Annotated in this window: 15 protein-coding genes and 1 riboswitch; of the genes, 2 read left to right on the forward strand and 13 right to left on the reverse strand. The window is 42.2% G+C overall.

Features of this window, described 5'->3' with window-relative positions; translation table 11 throughout:
• Positions 1–40: 40 nt before the first annotated feature.
• A complete protein-coding gene (locus J7E52_RS17185) occupies positions 41–1042 on the reverse strand; it encodes a tyrosinase family protein (RefSeq protein WP_214748989.1) in 1002 nt (333 codons plus the stop codon).
• A gap of 179 nt (positions 1043–1221) precedes the next feature.
• A riboswitch (guanidine-I (ykkC/yxkD leader) is annotated at positions 1222–1322 on the forward strand.
• Positions 1323–1395: 73 nt separating this feature from the next.
• Between J7E52_RS17185 and J7E52_RS17190 the strand changes: the two genes are divergently transcribed.
• Positions 1396–1737, forward strand: coding sequence for a DMT family transporter (locus tag J7E52_RS17190; protein ID WP_214748992.1), 342 nt, complete (start codon positions 1396–1398; stop codon positions 1735–1737).
• Complete coding sequence (locus tag J7E52_RS17195; RefSeq protein ID WP_214748995.1) at positions 1737–2051, forward strand: DMT family transporter; 315 nt, start codon at positions 1737–1739, stop codon at positions 2049–2051. Before J7E52_RS17190 ends, J7E52_RS17195 begins: the two co-directional genes overlap by 1 nt.
• Positions 2052–2317: 266 nt before the next feature.
• Here the strand turns inward: J7E52_RS17195 and J7E52_RS17200 are convergent, their stop codons facing one another.
• The 12 genes from J7E52_RS17200 to J7E52_RS17255 form a co-directional block, all read right to left on the reverse strand.
• Positions 2318–3109, reverse strand: a complete 792-nt coding sequence (locus J7E52_RS17200) for a DUF817 domain-containing protein (RefSeq protein ID WP_214749075.1) — start codon at positions 3107–3109, stop codon at positions 2318–2320.
• 81 nt (positions 3110–3190) lie between these two features.
• On the reverse strand, positions 3191–3412 hold the full coding sequence (locus J7E52_RS17205; RefSeq protein WP_214748997.1) for a helix-turn-helix domain-containing protein: 222 nt from the start codon (positions 3410–3412) through the stop codon (positions 3191–3193).
• A gap of 10 nt (positions 3413–3422) precedes the next feature.
• Positions 3423–3905 (reverse strand): DUF2975 domain-containing protein, encoded by a 483-nt coding sequence (locus tag J7E52_RS17210; protein ID WP_214749000.1) that lies wholly within the window; start codon positions 3903–3905, stop codon positions 3423–3425.
• Positions 3906–4098: 193 nt separating this feature from the next.
• Positions 4099–7320 (reverse strand): DEAD/DEAH box helicase, encoded by a 3222-nt coding sequence (locus tag J7E52_RS17215; protein ID WP_214749003.1) that lies wholly within the window; start codon positions 7318–7320, stop codon positions 4099–4101.
• Positions 7321–7491: 171 nt separating this feature from the next.
• A complete protein-coding gene (locus tag J7E52_RS17220; protein WP_214749006.1) occupies positions 7492–7722 on the reverse strand; it encodes a YczF family membrane protein in 231 nt (76 codons plus the stop codon).
• Entirely contained in the window at positions 7719–8858 is a 1140-nt protein-coding gene (locus J7E52_RS17225) for a GerAB/ArcD/ProY family transporter (RefSeq protein WP_214749009.1), read from the reverse strand. The genes J7E52_RS17220 and J7E52_RS17225 overlap by 4 nt, the downstream gene beginning before the upstream one ends.
• A 21-nt stretch (positions 8859–8879) precedes the next feature.
• Positions 8880–10103, reverse strand: coding sequence for a Ger(x)C family spore germination protein (locus J7E52_RS17230; protein WP_214749012.1), 1224 nt, complete (start codon positions 10101–10103; stop codon positions 8880–8882).
• Positions 10093–11733, reverse strand: coding sequence for a spore germination protein (locus J7E52_RS17235; protein WP_214749015.1), 1641 nt, complete (start codon positions 11731–11733; stop codon positions 10093–10095). Before J7E52_RS17235 ends, J7E52_RS17230 begins: the two co-directional genes overlap by 11 nt.
• Before the next feature lie 180 nt (positions 11734–11913).
• Positions 11914–12525 (reverse strand): DedA family protein, encoded by a 612-nt coding sequence (locus J7E52_RS17240; protein ID WP_214749018.1) that lies wholly within the window; start codon positions 12523–12525, stop codon positions 11914–11916.
• An 85-nt stretch (positions 12526–12610) separates the two neighbouring features.
• Positions 12611–13261 carry a phosphatase PAP2 family protein gene (locus tag J7E52_RS17245; RefSeq protein ID WP_214749021.1) on the reverse strand — a complete coding sequence of 217 codons (651 nt, stop codon included), beginning with the start codon at positions 13259–13261 and terminating at the stop codon, positions 12611–12613.
• Positions 13262–13564: 303 nt separating this feature from the next.
• Positions 13565–14800, reverse strand: a complete 1236-nt coding sequence (locus tag J7E52_RS17250; protein WP_053537341.1) for a cytochrome P450 — start codon at positions 14798–14800, stop codon at positions 13565–13567.
• Positions 14801–15335: 535 nt separating this feature from the next.
• Positions 15336–15515 carry a DUF4083 domain-containing protein gene (locus J7E52_RS17255; RefSeq protein ID WP_241665139.1) on the reverse strand — a complete coding sequence of 60 codons (180 nt, stop codon included), beginning with the start codon at positions 15513–15515 and terminating at the stop codon, positions 15336–15338.
• Positions 15516–15705: the final 190 nt, after the last annotated feature.

Below are 15705 nucleotides of genomic sequence, written 5' to 3' on the forward strand. Positions count from 1 at the left end.
ATTGACGCAGTGCTTCACACTGCGCCTTGCTGGCTGTCATTCAATGGTGATCTCCCTTCACCATCTTCCTTTCCATATCGTATATATAGCCCAATTTCCTATGATTGATCATCTCCTTGGGGGTTATATCCCACGGAAACATCGGATCATTCAAGTTATGGCTGAATGGTCCCCCTCTTCTTGGGAGATATTTCTCCTCCCGGTGGAGGATTTTCCACATCGCCCATATCCGATCGACATTGGCATGGTGTAAAAAGAAGACTGGATCGTTAGGTGAAACAGGGACAGACCCCATATGTCCCCCGACCCACCCATGCACTAGATTATGAAGGGCCGGTCCATCGACAAATCCTTCAAGCTGATTTCGGAAACTTGGATTGCTTGCGGAATTCCACGGTGGTGCATCGAAAGGAGTGACTTTCAATACGTTTTGAACGTCTTGTTTTGTCGGCAGGTTTGCAACTTGTTCACTTGATCTGAAGTTCCTCGTCAATCCCCCTGAAGGTTTCCCCTCCTCATCAAGGACTTCCCAGCGCCCAGCAGCAAAAGGTCCTGAATCGACAAGGTTGTTTTTCCTTTTATTCCCGTTTCCGCCCATGAAATCGCTATCCCAGATTGGGGATGAAGCTGGATCCTCCAATTCTGAATCCGTTGCCCAATCCCAGTAGGGAATGGTTACACTGGTGTCAACGGATTGAAGATCACGTTCGAACAGCCATAGGAAATAGCGATGCCAAGGCAAGAACGCCGGCCCTCTATGAGCTGCATTTCGCTGATCGCCATGGCTTCCATGGATATTGTCATTATCAGCCCCGGCCCGCTCCCCATGATCATTATGACTGCGGGTCGATGCTGATGGAGCGTTCCCTGCTTTCGGGCGCTTTACGGGAGGGGTTTGAAATCTCCCTGCAGCAGCATGCCACGCTACGTACCGATCATATATCCCTTTTTCTTTTAAAACCAAAACAGCATTGATATATTTCCTTTTTTCCTTTTCAGAAAGATGAAGTGCATTTTTTCTGATGTTATATTCAGCAGCCATGATTTGCCCTCTTTTCCCGATGCTCATTTAAAACTATAACCTTGGGATATTTTAAGTCATCTCTGCTGCAAACGTTACGGGACAAATGCGGATATTAGGCTGAAATGGGCATGGCTTTGACAATACTTTTACCTTGAGTTAGATCAAAAAGTATGTATAATGAAGGGTAATTGCATATGTCAAAGGTTTTCTAGGGTTCCGCAGTGCGTCTTATTGCTGGTCTGGTCCGAGAGAAAACTCACAGCATGCTGTGTCACGGAAGGATAAAAGCCTGGGAGAAACTGTTTAACGGTTATCTCTTGGGCTTTTTTTGTTTTTTTGGTAAAGAAAAAAATTGGAGGTGCGATTTTTTCATGAGCACAAACTGGATTAAAGTATTCATTGCAGCTTTTTTTGAAGTATTTTGGGTGATTGGCCTAAAACATGCAGATGACTTTTGGACTTGGTCTGGAACGGTCATTTCGATTATCATCAGTTTTTACTTGATGATAATGGCTGGCCGGAAGCTTCCTGTCGGAACGGTATATGCCGTGTTTGTCGGTATGGGTACGGCCGGGACCGTTTTTTCCGAAATCATTTTCTTTGGGGAACCCTTCAAGCTGAGCAAAACGCTATTGATCCTCCTCTTATTATCAGGGGTGATCGGCTTGAAGCTAGTGACTGATGATAAGCTTGAGAAAGGGGATGAATCTTAATGGCTTGGGTCTCTTTAATCTTAGCGGGGCTATTCGAAATGTTTGGGGTTGCGATGATAAATAAATTGCACAAAGACCGCAATTGGCAATCCTTGCTGCTGTTATTCACCGGCTTTGGAGCAAGTTTCCTATTTCTTGCATATGCCATGCAAACCTTGCCGATGGGGACGGCTTATGCTATCTGGACAGGGATCGGCGCATCAGGCGGAGCGATAATCGGGATGCTCTTATATGGCGAATCAAAAGATTGGCGAAGGGTCGTTTTTATAGCCATGGTCCTTGGCGCAGCAGTGGGATTAAAACTTGTTTCATAGGAATGAGTGAAGGTGATTTTTCGTAGAAATTCAGGAGAAAAAAGGAATATGACACCACAATTCTTTATAAACTTAGAAAATCAAAGACGACACATATATATGTCCATTATGTGCCGTCTTTTCACCTAACTTGAATTAAGTAGAATTTTTCGAGCGCGGTCGAATTATTCGTGCTTCGGCCGAATTAGCTCGCGTACGGTCGAATTATCTCCACGTATGGTCAAATTATCTCCACATTGGCCGAATTGTTCGCACGTGAAGTCATTTTATAAAAAATGATTAGCATCCAACTTAGTGGAATCTTTCCCCTTGACCTGCTTTAACGTCGCTACTATAAGAAAGCTAACAATCACTAATAATAGCCATGAGCTTACCTTCCCTAGATGAACGAGACTCCATGCATCGGTTTGGTTTGGATATTCCCATGCTCCAAAGAACGTTGCGATATTTTCGGCTATCCAGATAAAAAATCCGATTAGGACATATGAAAGTGCGATTGGCATACGATATCGGGTTCCACCAACCTCGTATGTGACCCAAGATCGCCAAAAGACGATGATGACAAGTCCAGATAACCACCAACGAACATCAATCCAATAATGGTGGGTAAAAAAATTCAAATAAATCGCAGCTGCAAGAGGTACAACGACCAAAAACGGCGGCCACTTGACCAGTTCAACCTTTAACCTCCTCCACGCCTGGCAAAGATAACTCGCTACACTTGCGTACATGAATCCGCTATACAGAGGCACTCCAAAGATTTTGAAATATCCTTCCTCTGGATAAGTCCAGGAGCCCATATGTACCTTGAAAAGTTCAAGAGCAAGTCCAATAAGGTGGAACAATGTGATAACCTTTAGTTCATCCCGTGTTTCAAGCCCAGAACGCACCATCCACCACTGCATCAGAAGGCAGATGATGAGCAGCCAGTCATACCGTGGCAGGTAGGGAAGCGGAATGAATTTTGTAATAGCCAAAGAGGCAAAAATAACGGCTGGAAACAAACATGATAGAGCCTGCTCCCAACCAAACCGAACGAGTTGTTTTAGTGCTCCCATGATTTGTGCCTCCATTTTTTTAATGGTTAAATTCATGAGTGACTCCCCTTTTATGAAATATTTCTTTTTTGCTTCCGCTTTTTAATCTTGGGTGCCTTCATCATTTCTGTATTCTAAAATATCTCCGGGTTGACATTCTAACGCCTTACAAATCGCCTCTAAAGTTGATAATCGAATCGCTTTTGCCTTGCCGTTTTTCAATATGGAAAGGTTGGCCATCGTTATTCCAACCCTCTCAGAAAGTTCAGTAACACTCATTTTCCTTTTAGCCAGCATCACATCAATATTGATAATAATTGCCATTTTATTCACCTCAGACTATTAAGTCATTTTCTGATTTTATATCGATGGCTTCTTGTAAAAGCCTTTGAAGAACAGCAGCAAAGACTGCAATCACGATAGAAGCAAAAATGACGACCAATCCAATTAATATGATGCCTGGGGCGTCGTCCCTCTCCGCCATGAGATAAAAGAGCGGCATCCCTGCCACATACAAACTACTTATTGTGATTGCACAGTATTTTATCTTTTTTAAAGCTCTTACGGATAATTCCGAGAAAGCTTTGTTCTTGTCAATATAGCTTAAAAGTTTAAAGGCTTGATATAGAGCAAAGTAAAAAGGTATCGCCGATGCATACATAACGATTAAAACGAGATATTTCAAATAAGTCATATCCGGATATAATTCTGCTGCAAAATTCGCAATCTCAGGCACCAAAAAGATGCACAAAGCAAGAACCGGCATTCCAATAAGAATAACGGCTATCTTTAAAAAGATCGTTGACACTTGTTTCATAAAAAGCACCTCATTTATTTTTTGTCAATTTGAATTTAACACAGTTTTTATCGTTTTACAATAAAACGTTGTTGTTTTTTATTATATTATTATTGTTAACGAAATATCCTTTTCTTTTAAAAAAACAAAAAAAGCATTCCTCATTTCAAAGGAATGCTCCATAACTGAACTATTCAATTTATAAGCTGAACCCTTATATCATCAGGATTTCTCTGATATCCTCTTCTGTAAGTGCAGACGACGATTTGTCTCCAGGGTCGATGATTTCTTCAATAAGGTGTCTCTTTTTCTCTTGAAGTTCATTCATTTTTTCTTCGATTGTGCCACGGGCAATAAGTTTGATTACTTGAACCTCATTCTTCTGCCCCATTCGATGGGCCCGGTCCGCGGCTTGTTCTTCAACTGCCGGATTCCACCAAAGGTCATATAGAATGACTGTATCGGCACCCGTCAGATTGAGACCCGTACCGCCCGCTTTCAATGAAATGAGGAATATATCCCGCTCTCCTGCATTAAAACGATTGCAGATTTCCACACGTTCCTTTGATGGGGTTTGTCCATCCAGGTAGAAAAAGGGTTGTCCCTTCATGGCCAAATCCCTGCCGATAATTTGAAGCATTTTTGTAAATTGCGAGAAAATCAGTACCCGCCTTCCAGAAAGCTTCGATTCCTCGACAATCTGCATCAGTTGCTCATATTTTGCTGAACTGCCTTTATACCCGTCCACAAACAAGGCGGGGTGACAGCATATTTGCCGAAGCCGGGTCAAGCCAGCAAGGATCCTGATCCGATTTTTCCGGAGAGTGTCCTTATCCAGGTGTTTCAGCGTATCATGCCGCAGCTTCGCCAGATAGGCACCGTACAGTTTCTTCTGATCAGGAAGCAGTTCCATCGATTCCAGCGACTCGATTTTTTCCGGCAGTTCCCCTAGCACGTCCTCTTTCATTCTCCGCAGCAAAAATGGTCGGATCCTGCGGGAAATCTGCTTCCTTGAAAGGTTGCTATATTCCTTTAACCCCATGAATAGTTCAGGGAATACGATATGGAAAATGGACCATAGCTCTTCCAGTGAATTCTCGATGGGCGTACCAGTCAACGCGAAGCGATGTGCCGCTTTTATCTTCTTGGCCGCTCGTGCCGTTTGTGTCACTGGGTTCTTAAAGGCCTGTGCCTCATCGAAAAACACCGTATGGAAGTCCTCTTTTTCAAACGACATGATGTCCTTCCGGAGCAATGGATAAGAGGTGATCACCACATCCACGTCACTTACTTCCTTAAGCAGCTTCGACCTTTCCGTCTTGTCGCCATCCACTACGACAGCTTGAATATCGGGAGCGAATTTAGTGAATTCACTCAGCCAATTGTAGGTCAATGATGATGGGCAGACAATAAGCGCCGGAACCCTTTTCTTACGGATGTCAGGTAGCTCGGATAAAATGAACGTGATGCTTTGCAGTGTTTTTCCCAGTCCCATATCATCGGCAAGAATCCCGCCAAAACCATATTGGGCAAGTATTTTCATCCATTTGTAGCCGTTTTTTTGATACTCACGCAAGATCGGTCCTAGACTATTTGGCACAACGAACTCCAAGGCGGCCGGGTTTTTGATGTTATCCAAAAACTGACGGAATGATTCCTCCATTGTGAATGTCTGGCTGTCATTCACGGAATCAAGGAGTTGCAGCCCTTTTACGATTGGCATGTTCAGCTTGCTTTCCAGGTCTTCATCCTGAACGGGCAGTGCATGAAGAAAACGCTGGATTTCCTCATATTCCCTTGTTTCAAGGGAAAGCAGCGATCCATTCCTTAAACGATAGTATTTCCTTTTTTCTTCAAGCGCCGCTAAGACCTCACGTATTTGTTTATCCGGGATATCATCCATTTCAAATTTGAATTCGAGCCAATTCGTACGTTCTTTTTTGATTTTCACCCTAATGCGCGGTGCAGCATTTCCACGGGAAATCCGGTTTCTTACAGCCGTCGTGGCGTAGATTTGTACCAGCTTTTGGAGTTTCGGTACGATGTGGTACAAAAACTCATACTCCAACTCTTCATTATGCAAGAAATAGCCGCCGTCCGTCTTGGCAAACTGGCTATCCTCCATCAGCTTTAGTATCTCCGCCTCCTTATCTACATCCCTAATAAGCATGGAGACTGCCTTGGATTCCTGTATTTCCAAAGGGTTGATCACGATATTTTCATAGTGAAATTCCAGCCCCGCTAGTAGCCTGTTTTTCACTCGATCCAAGTATAGCTTTGCAACAAGCGGTGTCTTCAAAAACAATTCGGTGATCGATCTTGCTATATGGACTTCACCGAGCCTTTTCAAACCTGGTACCACTTTGTCCAAGAATAATTCCAGCTGGTCATGATGGATTGGAATTTGATTCATCCCCGAATCCTCCATCATTTGCTTCAAATCTGAAAGGCGCTGGCAATCCTCATTTTCGAGCTGAACCAATTTCCCTTCAAATAGAACCAATTTGTATGCATTCATGACGATCATCTCATGCAGTCCTTTAATTTTCAGTTGAAACCCTTTGCCCTCGCTTTCGGTAAAGTCAAACTGTAAAGGAAGCGGTCGGTATGATAAACGAAAACCATTCAATGTATGGCTCCCATGGGAAAGCTTCACCAATGGAGCTCTTTCAAGGATGGGGATGAGCCTTCGAAAAGATGATGGAGGCAAAAGTAATAAGTGATTGTCCAATGTATATTCAGATTTATCCGTCAGGGCGTCAACATAGACTTTTTCATCCGATATCACTGTAATGAGCTCTTGAAGCACGGAATCATTTTCATTCTGAAAACAATGCAGCACCGGGTCATATATAAATGAAAGGGACACTTGGGCAGGCTTTCCTTCTTTAACTCGCTTCAGGAAATCCCGAACATTCCCCACATTGAAAGAACCGATTTTCATTTCCAGTCCTAACATATATTGTTCCGTTCCCATCCATACTGGTTTACATGTAAATTCCGCTTCAAGCATCTTTCTTTTTTCAAAGTGGCGCTGATGACCGCTTTTGCGTACAGGCTGATTATCGAAAAGGGTCAGCAAGCCTTCTGACAACTTCTTATTGGCTGAAGCATCAAAGCTGTCTGCATTTAGGCCCTCCAGGATCGTTCCATCTCGCTGATGGTCGTAAACCGACAGCAGGACGGCTGCAATATGCTGGCAATCCTTTTGAAAGGAAGCTAGCGCAGGACAGCTGCATTTCGTCTGAAATCCGCCGACAGCATCCACTTCAATCGTGACATGGAAGTCTTCCTTTCCTTTAACCGTTGCTTCACAACCATCAGGACGGTAGCTTTCAAATGTCACTTTATTGGCACGATGAAAAGCTTCCCCTCTTTTGAAGGAGACGGCCCCGCAGATGTCTTTTATGATTTTTTGATTCAATTTGATATCCAAATCGCCGTCCTCCTCCCGGGGGTTTTTTGTTGAGTGATTTTACATTCCGCTGAAAAAATAAGCTCATTTTATCATCATACTATGAAATGGGTTTACGGGGTTGTAAAAAAGCAAAAAGACAAACTCCCATATTCGGAGTTCATCTCTATTTCAGCACCGGGAATTGCACCATCATTGTTGTCCTTTGGTGTTGCCTTTCTTTTTTTTTCGATAAAAGAAGCTGAACAAAAGGAATACAAGAAGAATGAGAAAAAGGATCAGTTCAGCAGGATCTTTCACCAAAAAAGGGTTAAAGGCATGCTTCAATGAATTATCCAAATCAAATCCCATTAATATATCCATACCTAAAGATATGATCACTAAAGGGATCAGAATCAAAACCGTAATACCGAAGAATTTCATTTTTGATCAACTCCGCCTTGAAACTTATTTTGGTGCTGGCCTTTCTTTTTTTTTCGATTCTTAAAAAAGGCAATGATCAAAAGAAGCAACGGGATGATCACCTGAAATGGCAGATGGATGTAATTTGGTACGGCACCTAGCCCTTCATTGATATGTTCCGTATAGCTGCTTGCTATAATGATCGAGATCAATAAAATGATCATGCCAACAGGGTAAGCAAGTCTGGAGGGCTGTTTAACATTGAAAACATTCGCCGTACCCGTTACCGCTACATAAGTAAATACACTTATCTTGATGAATCCGCCAATCATCAATAAAAACAAGAAGTACACATCAAGACGTTCGAGAAAGCCAGCGACCTCTATGGACTGAATGAGTGTAAGAAGAGGGTATTGCGAACGTGTTGTAAGGTCCACACCAAGTACAGCAATATTAACAGCCATTATTACCGAGAGAAAAATACCGCCTGCCGCCAAGCCCCCTATCCCAATTTTTTTCAATCGCTGAGGTTCTTTCAAATAAGGAAAAATCATTAAAAACACTATGACCTCGCCAAATGGAAAGAATACGGTTTTAGTGAAACCCATTTTAATCATCTCTGTCCCGCTCATTTCAAAAATGGGTTTTAAGTTATTTAAATGGATCATGCCTGAAAGGACAATCAGAAGCATGAAGGTCATTAAAAGTAAATTCTCCAAGACAAAGAATAGTTCCCCCGTCCTCGCCAATACTTCTATCCCTTTACGGACCGTATACACCACGACTAAAATGAATGCAGCGTTCGCAAAAAATAACGGAATATGAGGATAGGCAAAAGTAAGCAGTGTATCCCCGAAATCCCTCAGCACCCTTGCAGAAAGATAGATGAAATAAAGGATGTATAGAAAAGCTACGATCCTGCCTAGAAAATTCCCCAATATCTGTTTTACAAACTCTGTTAACAGCTGATCAGGGTAGTATTGGAAAAGGCCATAATAAATGAAAAATAGTAAAAATCCGCCTATCATCGCAATAAGGATGACTAGCCAAGCAGCCTGCTTGGCTTCACCTGCAAGCGGAACCAAAAGTGCACTGCCCATTTCAAACAGGAAAATAAGGACGAACAGCTGGTAAGCGCTGATTTTTGCCTTTTCCATGAGGATGCCACTTCCTTTCCATCATTGATCATCCTTTTTTAAATTCGAAAGATACGGCTTATTACGTAATCCAGTACGGCGAATGAAAGTTTCTGCCTGCACATCTACTTCCAGTTTAGGAAAAGAATCATCGTCCCAATTTTTTTCTAGTTCTTTCCACTTTTTCGGATGGGATTCATGCATGATTTCACCAAAGCCAAAAATATCGGATTTATTTTTTTGTGCCCGAACGATCGCATCTTCCATCGTCTTCTTCAAGTCTTTCGCTAACTTCTTTTCAATATCTATCAGAACATGCGTATCGGTTAGATTCAAAGGAACATTCGCTTCGCGGATATCTCCTTCTGCACGGACCTTTATAAATACCTTAGGTTTTCCATTTTCCATTTTTACCGAAATGTTAGTTTTTTGACGAATCACCTGATAGGTGACTGCGTCTTTTTCACCCTCCCAATCAAGGTTTGTATTGGTACTTTCAATCCTATCCAATACCCACATTGATCCTATTGCCTTATCACCATCCAGCCAGTCAATCAATTTCCCATCTTTAAAAACACCAATTCCTGCTGCATTAGGGTTTGCCTCAATATCCGAAGACTGAGTATTCTCCATTTTATCCTCTTTACCTGTGTTTCCTCTCACGGTAAAACCACTTATTATCGGTTCTTTCCCGGTACTAAGCAGATTCTTGATCGTTTCTTGGAGATTGATGCTAATATTTTTCCCCTGGGTTTTTTCAGTGATTTCAATCGTCCTAATGACTTTCTCAGAAGATACCTTATCGATTGCGGTTAACGTTTCGATTATATCCTTGGCTTTCACACCCCGGGCAATCACGATCCTCGTAGTTGCCCTGAATTCCGGTGAACGCTCAAATGCATCAAAAATATCGTTAAGGCCCTCTTCTTTTGCTAGCTCCTCACCTATGACAATCAGGTTGGCATGGGCAAAATACATATCTCGGGAGATTTTAGTTGAAGCGATACTATCCAGTTCAAGCACATTATCTCCGGTGGCCCTATAAATGGATATCGGTGGATTTGTTCCGCCGCCTCCCTGAAGAGCTCCCGCAACATTGCCTGGATTAATGATTTGGAACGTTCCTACTAACTTTCCTTCTTTATTTCTGTCGAGTCCAACCGCCGAGACGATGGCCATTTCGTTTAACTCTGTTTTATCCCAACAGCCTGAGGTAAATGTAGTACAGATCACCATCAAGAACAGAATTAGCTTTTTACGATTCATTGCCTTCACCTTTTTTCCCGTCAGAAGTTTTCATTCCACGCGATTCAGGAGGCAATGGTCTTTGATTTCCGCCTTCCCTTATCAGATTATTTTCGTTGGATAATAATTTTGGCCTTTCCTTAAAGGCCCACATAGGTCTTCTGAAGAATGTGTCGCCCAACCCTTCCGGATTCAGAGGGGCGAGCGGTGTCATATAAGGAACTCCAAACGAACGCAGGCTGCATAAATGGACAATAAGGACGAAAAAGGCTAAAATCATCCCATAAAAACCTAAAGCGCCGGCACAAATGATGAATCCGAACCGCACAATGCGGGCAGAAATCGCGATGGAATAAGAAGGGGTTGCAAAACTGGCAATCGCCGTGATCGAGACGATGATGACCATTGCCGGCGATACGATACCAGCCTGGACTGCCGCCTGCCCAATGACCAAAGCTCCGACAATGGACATGGTCGAACCAACAGCCTTTGGCATCCGAAGACTTGCTTCCCGTAATATTTCAAAGGTCATTTCCATAAGAAGCGCTTCAATGACGGCCGGCAAAGGAACCGTTTCCCTTTGGGCCGCTACAATGACCAGCAACTTCGTTGGAATCATTTCCTGATGAAAAGTCGTGGCTGCCACATAGACAGCCGGCCCGACTATAGAAATAATGAAAACGATGATCCGTAAAAAACGTGTGGCTGAAGCAATGTCGAAGCGATTATAGTAGTCTTCGACAGATTGAAAAAACTGTACGAATAATGCCGGGGCTATCAAGACAAAAGGCGTTCCATTAACGAATATCGCCACTCTTCCTTCCAGAAGGTTTCCCGCAACCATATCCGGTCTTTCTGTATGGTTAAGGGTTGGGAATGGGGTCATGACCTGGTCTTCTATCAATTGTTCAATATATCCTGATTCAAGAATGCTATCGATGTTAATTCGATTTAAGCGCTTTTTGACCTCCTCGACAATTCCTTCTTTGACAATTCCATTTATATACATGATGGAAACATCCGTCTTTGTCACCGTGCCTATTTTCATCGACTCTATCCATAAATCCGGGGTATTGATGATCCGGCGTAACATGGCGATGTTCGTTCCATTCGATTCCGTAAACCCTTCTCTTGATCCCCGGACAGTCAAATGCGTACTTGGTTCCTGAATCGAGCGCTTTTCTCCTCCTCTTGTACTGGCAACAAGGGCGATGTTTATTCCATCAACAAAAATGATGCTGTCCCCTGATAATAATGACAAAAACAATTTTTCCCAGTCCTTGACGGTTTCTACACCACCGAGGGAAACCACGTCTTCAGAGATTATATCCAATGCTTCATGTGGAAGCATTTTTTCTGATAGATGAGGATTTTTCATGATTGATTCAATTAAAAAGTCCGTAACGCTGGGATTATCAATCAGACCCTGCACATACAAGATAGTTGTTTTCATCTCCGGATTTTGACCGATCTTCAACGTTCGGATAATGATGTCCGGACTGTTTCCCGTCTTTTTCTTCAGGATTTCCAAATTGGCAGAAATGGAACTTTCAATATAATCAGGCGTTTTGCTTTTGGATTGATTTTCATCTTCCTTTTTCTTTTCACGTTGTTGCTTCACTTGTCTCTTTTGTTTGAAAAAAGAAGCCATAGCACCGAACCTCATTCCTTTTTCGTTTCACTCATTTTGTCCAAAGCACTCTCCCTTTATTCCGAGGCCAGCCTTCTTCCTTCCATAAGAAAAAGGCTGTCGCAATGACAGCCTTTGGTGTTCATTTTCGGTTATGTAATGAAAGTGCCGATTCTAACGGCCCAATCAACTAAACAGAAATTATACTTTGCCTTTATTCCTTCTAAAAATTAAAACAATGAAAATAATCAATAACAAAGCCAATATCGCATAAACGATGTTTGAATAAATGTCCATATACCCTACAATATCTTCCCACGAAGATCCAACAGCTGCCCCGATATTCACTAAGATGATGTTCCAAATTAATGTTCCGGATGTTGTGTAAAGCAAAAAGAGCCAAAAGCTCATATGGGACATGCCTGCAGGAATTGAGATCAAGCTTCTGATCAGCGGAACCAGTCTACAGAAAAACACGGTCCATGCCCCGTACTTGTCAAACCATGAATTCGCCTTATGGACGTCCGATACCGTTAACCGAAGAATATAGCCCCATCTTTCCACGAACTTTTCAATGACCTTCACATCAAGAAGTAAACCAATTCCATAAAGGACGACTGCCCCTGCCACTGACCCTATAGTCGCAGCAATCACGACGCCGATAATCGTCATATTCGCTGTCGTCGTCATGAAACCGCCAAAAGTAAGAATGACCTCTGACGGGATCGGCGGGAAAATATTTTCCAATGCTATTAATAGAAAGATTCCCAAATACCCAAAATCATTCATGAATTCCGTAATCCAGTTTTCCATTTAATACGCTCCTAACTGTAGTGAATCAAACAGCTGACTTGTTACCCGCCGGCTGCTTATCTTGCAATTAATCTTACTCCCTTTATTACCTATCTTTGTTCTTACGCCGTTCTTGATACCTTTGGAAAAACCAAATGGAAATCGCGATCCAACAACCACCCGCCAAATATCCGGCTATGATATCACTAGGATAATGGACCCCCAAATATATTCGGCTTATGCCTATCGAGAGGATCATCATCATGCTGAACAGAATCAATAGAATCCTTGCCCACTTAACCGTCATATGACGCCATAGCAGAAATGTGAGAATACCGTACAAAGAGAATGCATTCATGGCATGTCCACTAGGGAAACTGTACCCCCCTATTTCGATGAGTCGATGTAGATCGGGCCGGGCCCGTTGAAACAATAGCTTAACCATCAAATTAAGAAGAGGGGAACCAACCATGACTGCACTGAATAAGACTAGTTCCAAACGATGCTTCAAAACCCTATATAAGAAAAACAAAATGACCAAGGAAAGGATGATCAGGGAAACGGTTGAACCTATGTAAGTAAAGAACTTCATGATGTCCGTCAGAAGAGGGGACTCCCATCCCTGCACCAAGGAAATCACATCTTCATCAAATTTCAGGTATTCATTTGCACTTATGGTAAATGCCATGAAACTGAACCCGATTAAAGAAAGTACACTTATTATAAAGGCAATGGTTAATTGCTGCTTTAATTTCATAATAACATCCTTTCACTTATTAAAACTGTTTCATATGGAAATTTCTATTTTATCATATCTTCTTCATTGCATGGTGGGTGTAATTGCTTCATCGCCCGCCAACCTAATTCGGGAACATGCCTGGACACAAAATTTTCTACTTTATCATACTACTCTATTCCTCATTGTTACCTCAACTTCAGGTTACTATAAGATTTCCTGTCGAACCTTTCAAGGAATGGCAGGAACATATTTAACGCCTACCATTCAACATGCAAAAAGAAAAAAACCTTATGCAGGTTAGGGCACAAGGTTTTTCGTTTTTTACATGCGGCTTGCCTTAAGCGGTAGTGATGTCAAAGTTTGCCCGGTCGCTGAATCGGTTAGATTCTCTTCTAACTGGAACGATGGCACCGCTTCAATATGCTTGAATTTCTTCAGGAATGCAGTAAGCGCAATCTTCGCTTCCAGCCTGGCCAGCGGCGCTCCCAGGCAGAAATGCGGGCCATTTCCGAAGGTAAGATGTTTCTTATTATTAGGGCGGTGGATATTAAGGGTGAAGGGGTCTTCAAACATCTCTTCATCCATATTAGCTGCACTCATCCAAACAACCACGCTATCCCCTTCTTTCAATTCCACTCCCAATAGATCGTTATCTTCCTTTACGGTGCGATCCAATTTAATAAGATTGAATCGGAAACGGAGCATTTCTTCGACCGCCTGCGGAACTAAATCCAGGTTTTCATGTAACTCTTGATAAACTTCTTTGTCATCATATAGCAGGGAATAAAAGCTATTGGCCAATAAATGACTTGTGGTCTCGACTCCTGCCCCTAAAATCAGCATGGTCGTCCGGACAACTTCATCATCCGTAAACATTTCCCCATCCACTTCTGACTTCAATAGATCTGAGATGATATCATCCGCCGGGTTCAATCGTTTTTGCACAACAATCGGATACAAATACTGATAGTATTCTTTTGCGGCCACTTGCTTCAATTTATCTACTTCTTCTTGTTTTTCTCTATCAAAAGGAAGAAATAAGGTATCCACCCATTTCTTAAACAATAAACGATCTTTCGAAGGAACGCCCATCAAATCTGCCATGACAATGATCGGAAGCGGACTCGCCAATGATGCCACAATATCGATTTCCGATTCCTCGTCCATTTGTCCAATCAATTCATCTGCAATTTCCTGAATGCGAGGTTCCCAGTTTTGAAGACTTCTAGGTGTGAATGCTGCTGCCAGCAGTGAACGGCGTTTTCTATGATCAGGTGGGTCCGATTCAGTGATTTGGATCTTTTCAGGCACAGAACCTTCTTCACTATCCGTTCCAACCGATATCGTAGTCCGATTCCGAACACTTGAAAAATGTTTATAATCACTGAGAACCCGCTTCACATCTTCATATTTAAAAACATTCCACGTATCCGTTCCTTCGTGATAACTCACAGGGTCATTTTCTAACATCCTTTTACACCAAGCGTACGGACTAAATTCCTCCGTCCGTGTTTTAAACCTAGTAATTTCTTTTACTGCAATAACTTCTTTCATGATACCGACTCCTCCCACTTCTCAAAAGTACCTAACAAAAGGACCGAATGTGAAGCATTCTCCATCTCCGTCGATTTGTTATAGGGTCGAGCATTCCTGATAGACTTTTTCACCAAATCCTTAAATACACATCTATTCCATTATAGGGTAAAAGACCGCAACAAACCATGCATCTTCCATACCAGCAGCCTTACGTGAAATTTGCCCCACAATCCCGACACCCCTATGTAAAACTGCTTATTTTTGACAATTACCTTTCTTTTTCTATTTTTTTATGTCTCTCAATTGATGCTAAAATCCAATCCTCTTTTTTCAAATTTGGAGACAGTGCTTTTCACTAAGTTATTTCAGTATAAATTATTTTTATAATTGCCGGAGTTTGAATCGGAATGACTCCACTGCATAGAAAAACGGCTGCACAATGAAGCCGTCCGGTTTGTTAAACCCTTACTGGATTGTTTTTCAAAGAAAAAAACTGCAGGCAAACTCGCTTTTCTTCGAGTTTACCTGCAGCTTGAACGCCTGCACGATGCCGCCGTCAATTTTTGCCCCTTTTAATCAGTTCATGCAAATCATCCATTTTCTTTTCCATGATATCCAGTCTGGTTTTACGGTGCTTGATGGAACGGAAAAGGGATACGGTCCCAACGATGATCAGGATTAGAAATACAAGGCAAAACAATTGGTATACCAGATCCGCAATATTATACCCACTCACTATGTAATCCCCCTAAATGGCATTCTCAATATTCTATTATACACCAGGCAAAATGAACAATTTAACCTTTTTAAGGAGAATCGGGAATAAAAAACCGATAGCCATTTGCTACCGATTGCAGACTTTAGACAAAATCGATGAAAATAAAGTTTGTTTCAGTTTTTATGAGGGTTTATAAAACCTCGAACGT

The sequence above is a fragment of the Bacillus sp. ISL-34 genome (assembly GCF_018613325.1).
In the GTDB taxonomy this organism is placed as follows: Bacteria; Bacillota; Bacilli; order Bacillales; family DSM-1321; genus Peribacillus.

Bases quoted from the DNA above. Each gene is read 5' to 3' on its own strand.
- J7E52_RS17185 (WP_214748989.1), bottom strand. From the start codon at position 1,042: ATGGCTGCTGAATATAACATCAGAAAAAATGCACTTCATCTTTCTGAA.
- J7E52_RS17190 (WP_214748992.1), top strand. From the start codon at position 1,396: ATGAGCACAAACTGGATTAAAGTATTCATTGCAGCTTTTTTTGAAGTA.
- J7E52_RS17195 (WP_214748995.1), top strand. From the start codon at position 1,737: ATGGCTTGGGTCTCTTTAATCTTAGCGGGGCTATTCGAAATGTTTGGG.
- J7E52_RS17200 (WP_214749075.1), bottom strand. From the start codon at position 3,109: ATGGGAGCACTAAAACAACTCGTTCGGTTTGGTTGGGAGCAGGCTCTA.
- J7E52_RS17205 (WP_214748997.1), bottom strand. From the start codon at position 3,412: ATGGCAATTATTATCAATATTGATGTGATGCTGGCTAAAAGGAAAATG.
- J7E52_RS17210 (WP_214749000.1), bottom strand. From the start codon at position 3,905: ATGAAACAAGTGTCAACGATCTTTTTAAAGATAGCCGTTATTCTTATT.
- J7E52_RS17220 (WP_214749006.1), bottom strand. From the start codon at position 7,722: ATGAAATTCTTCGGTATTACGGTTTTGATTCTGATCCCTTTAGTGATC.
- J7E52_RS17225 (WP_214749009.1), bottom strand. From the start codon at position 8,858: ATGGAAAAGGCAAAAATCAGCGCTTACCAGCTGTTCGTCCTTATTTTC.
- J7E52_RS17230 (WP_214749012.1), bottom strand. From the start codon at position 10,103: ATGAATCGTAAAAAGCTAATTCTGTTCTTGATGGTGATCTGTACTACA.
- J7E52_RS17235 (WP_214749015.1), bottom strand. From the start codon at position 11,733: ATGGCTTCTTTTTTCAAACAAAAGAGACAAGTGAAGCAACAACGTGAA.
- J7E52_RS17240 (WP_214749018.1), bottom strand. From the start codon at position 12,525: ATGGAAAACTGGATTACGGAATTCATGAATGATTTTGGGTATTTGGGA.
- J7E52_RS17245 (WP_214749021.1), bottom strand. From the start codon at position 13,261: ATGAAATTAAAGCAGCAATTAACCATTGCCTTTATAATAAGTGTACTT.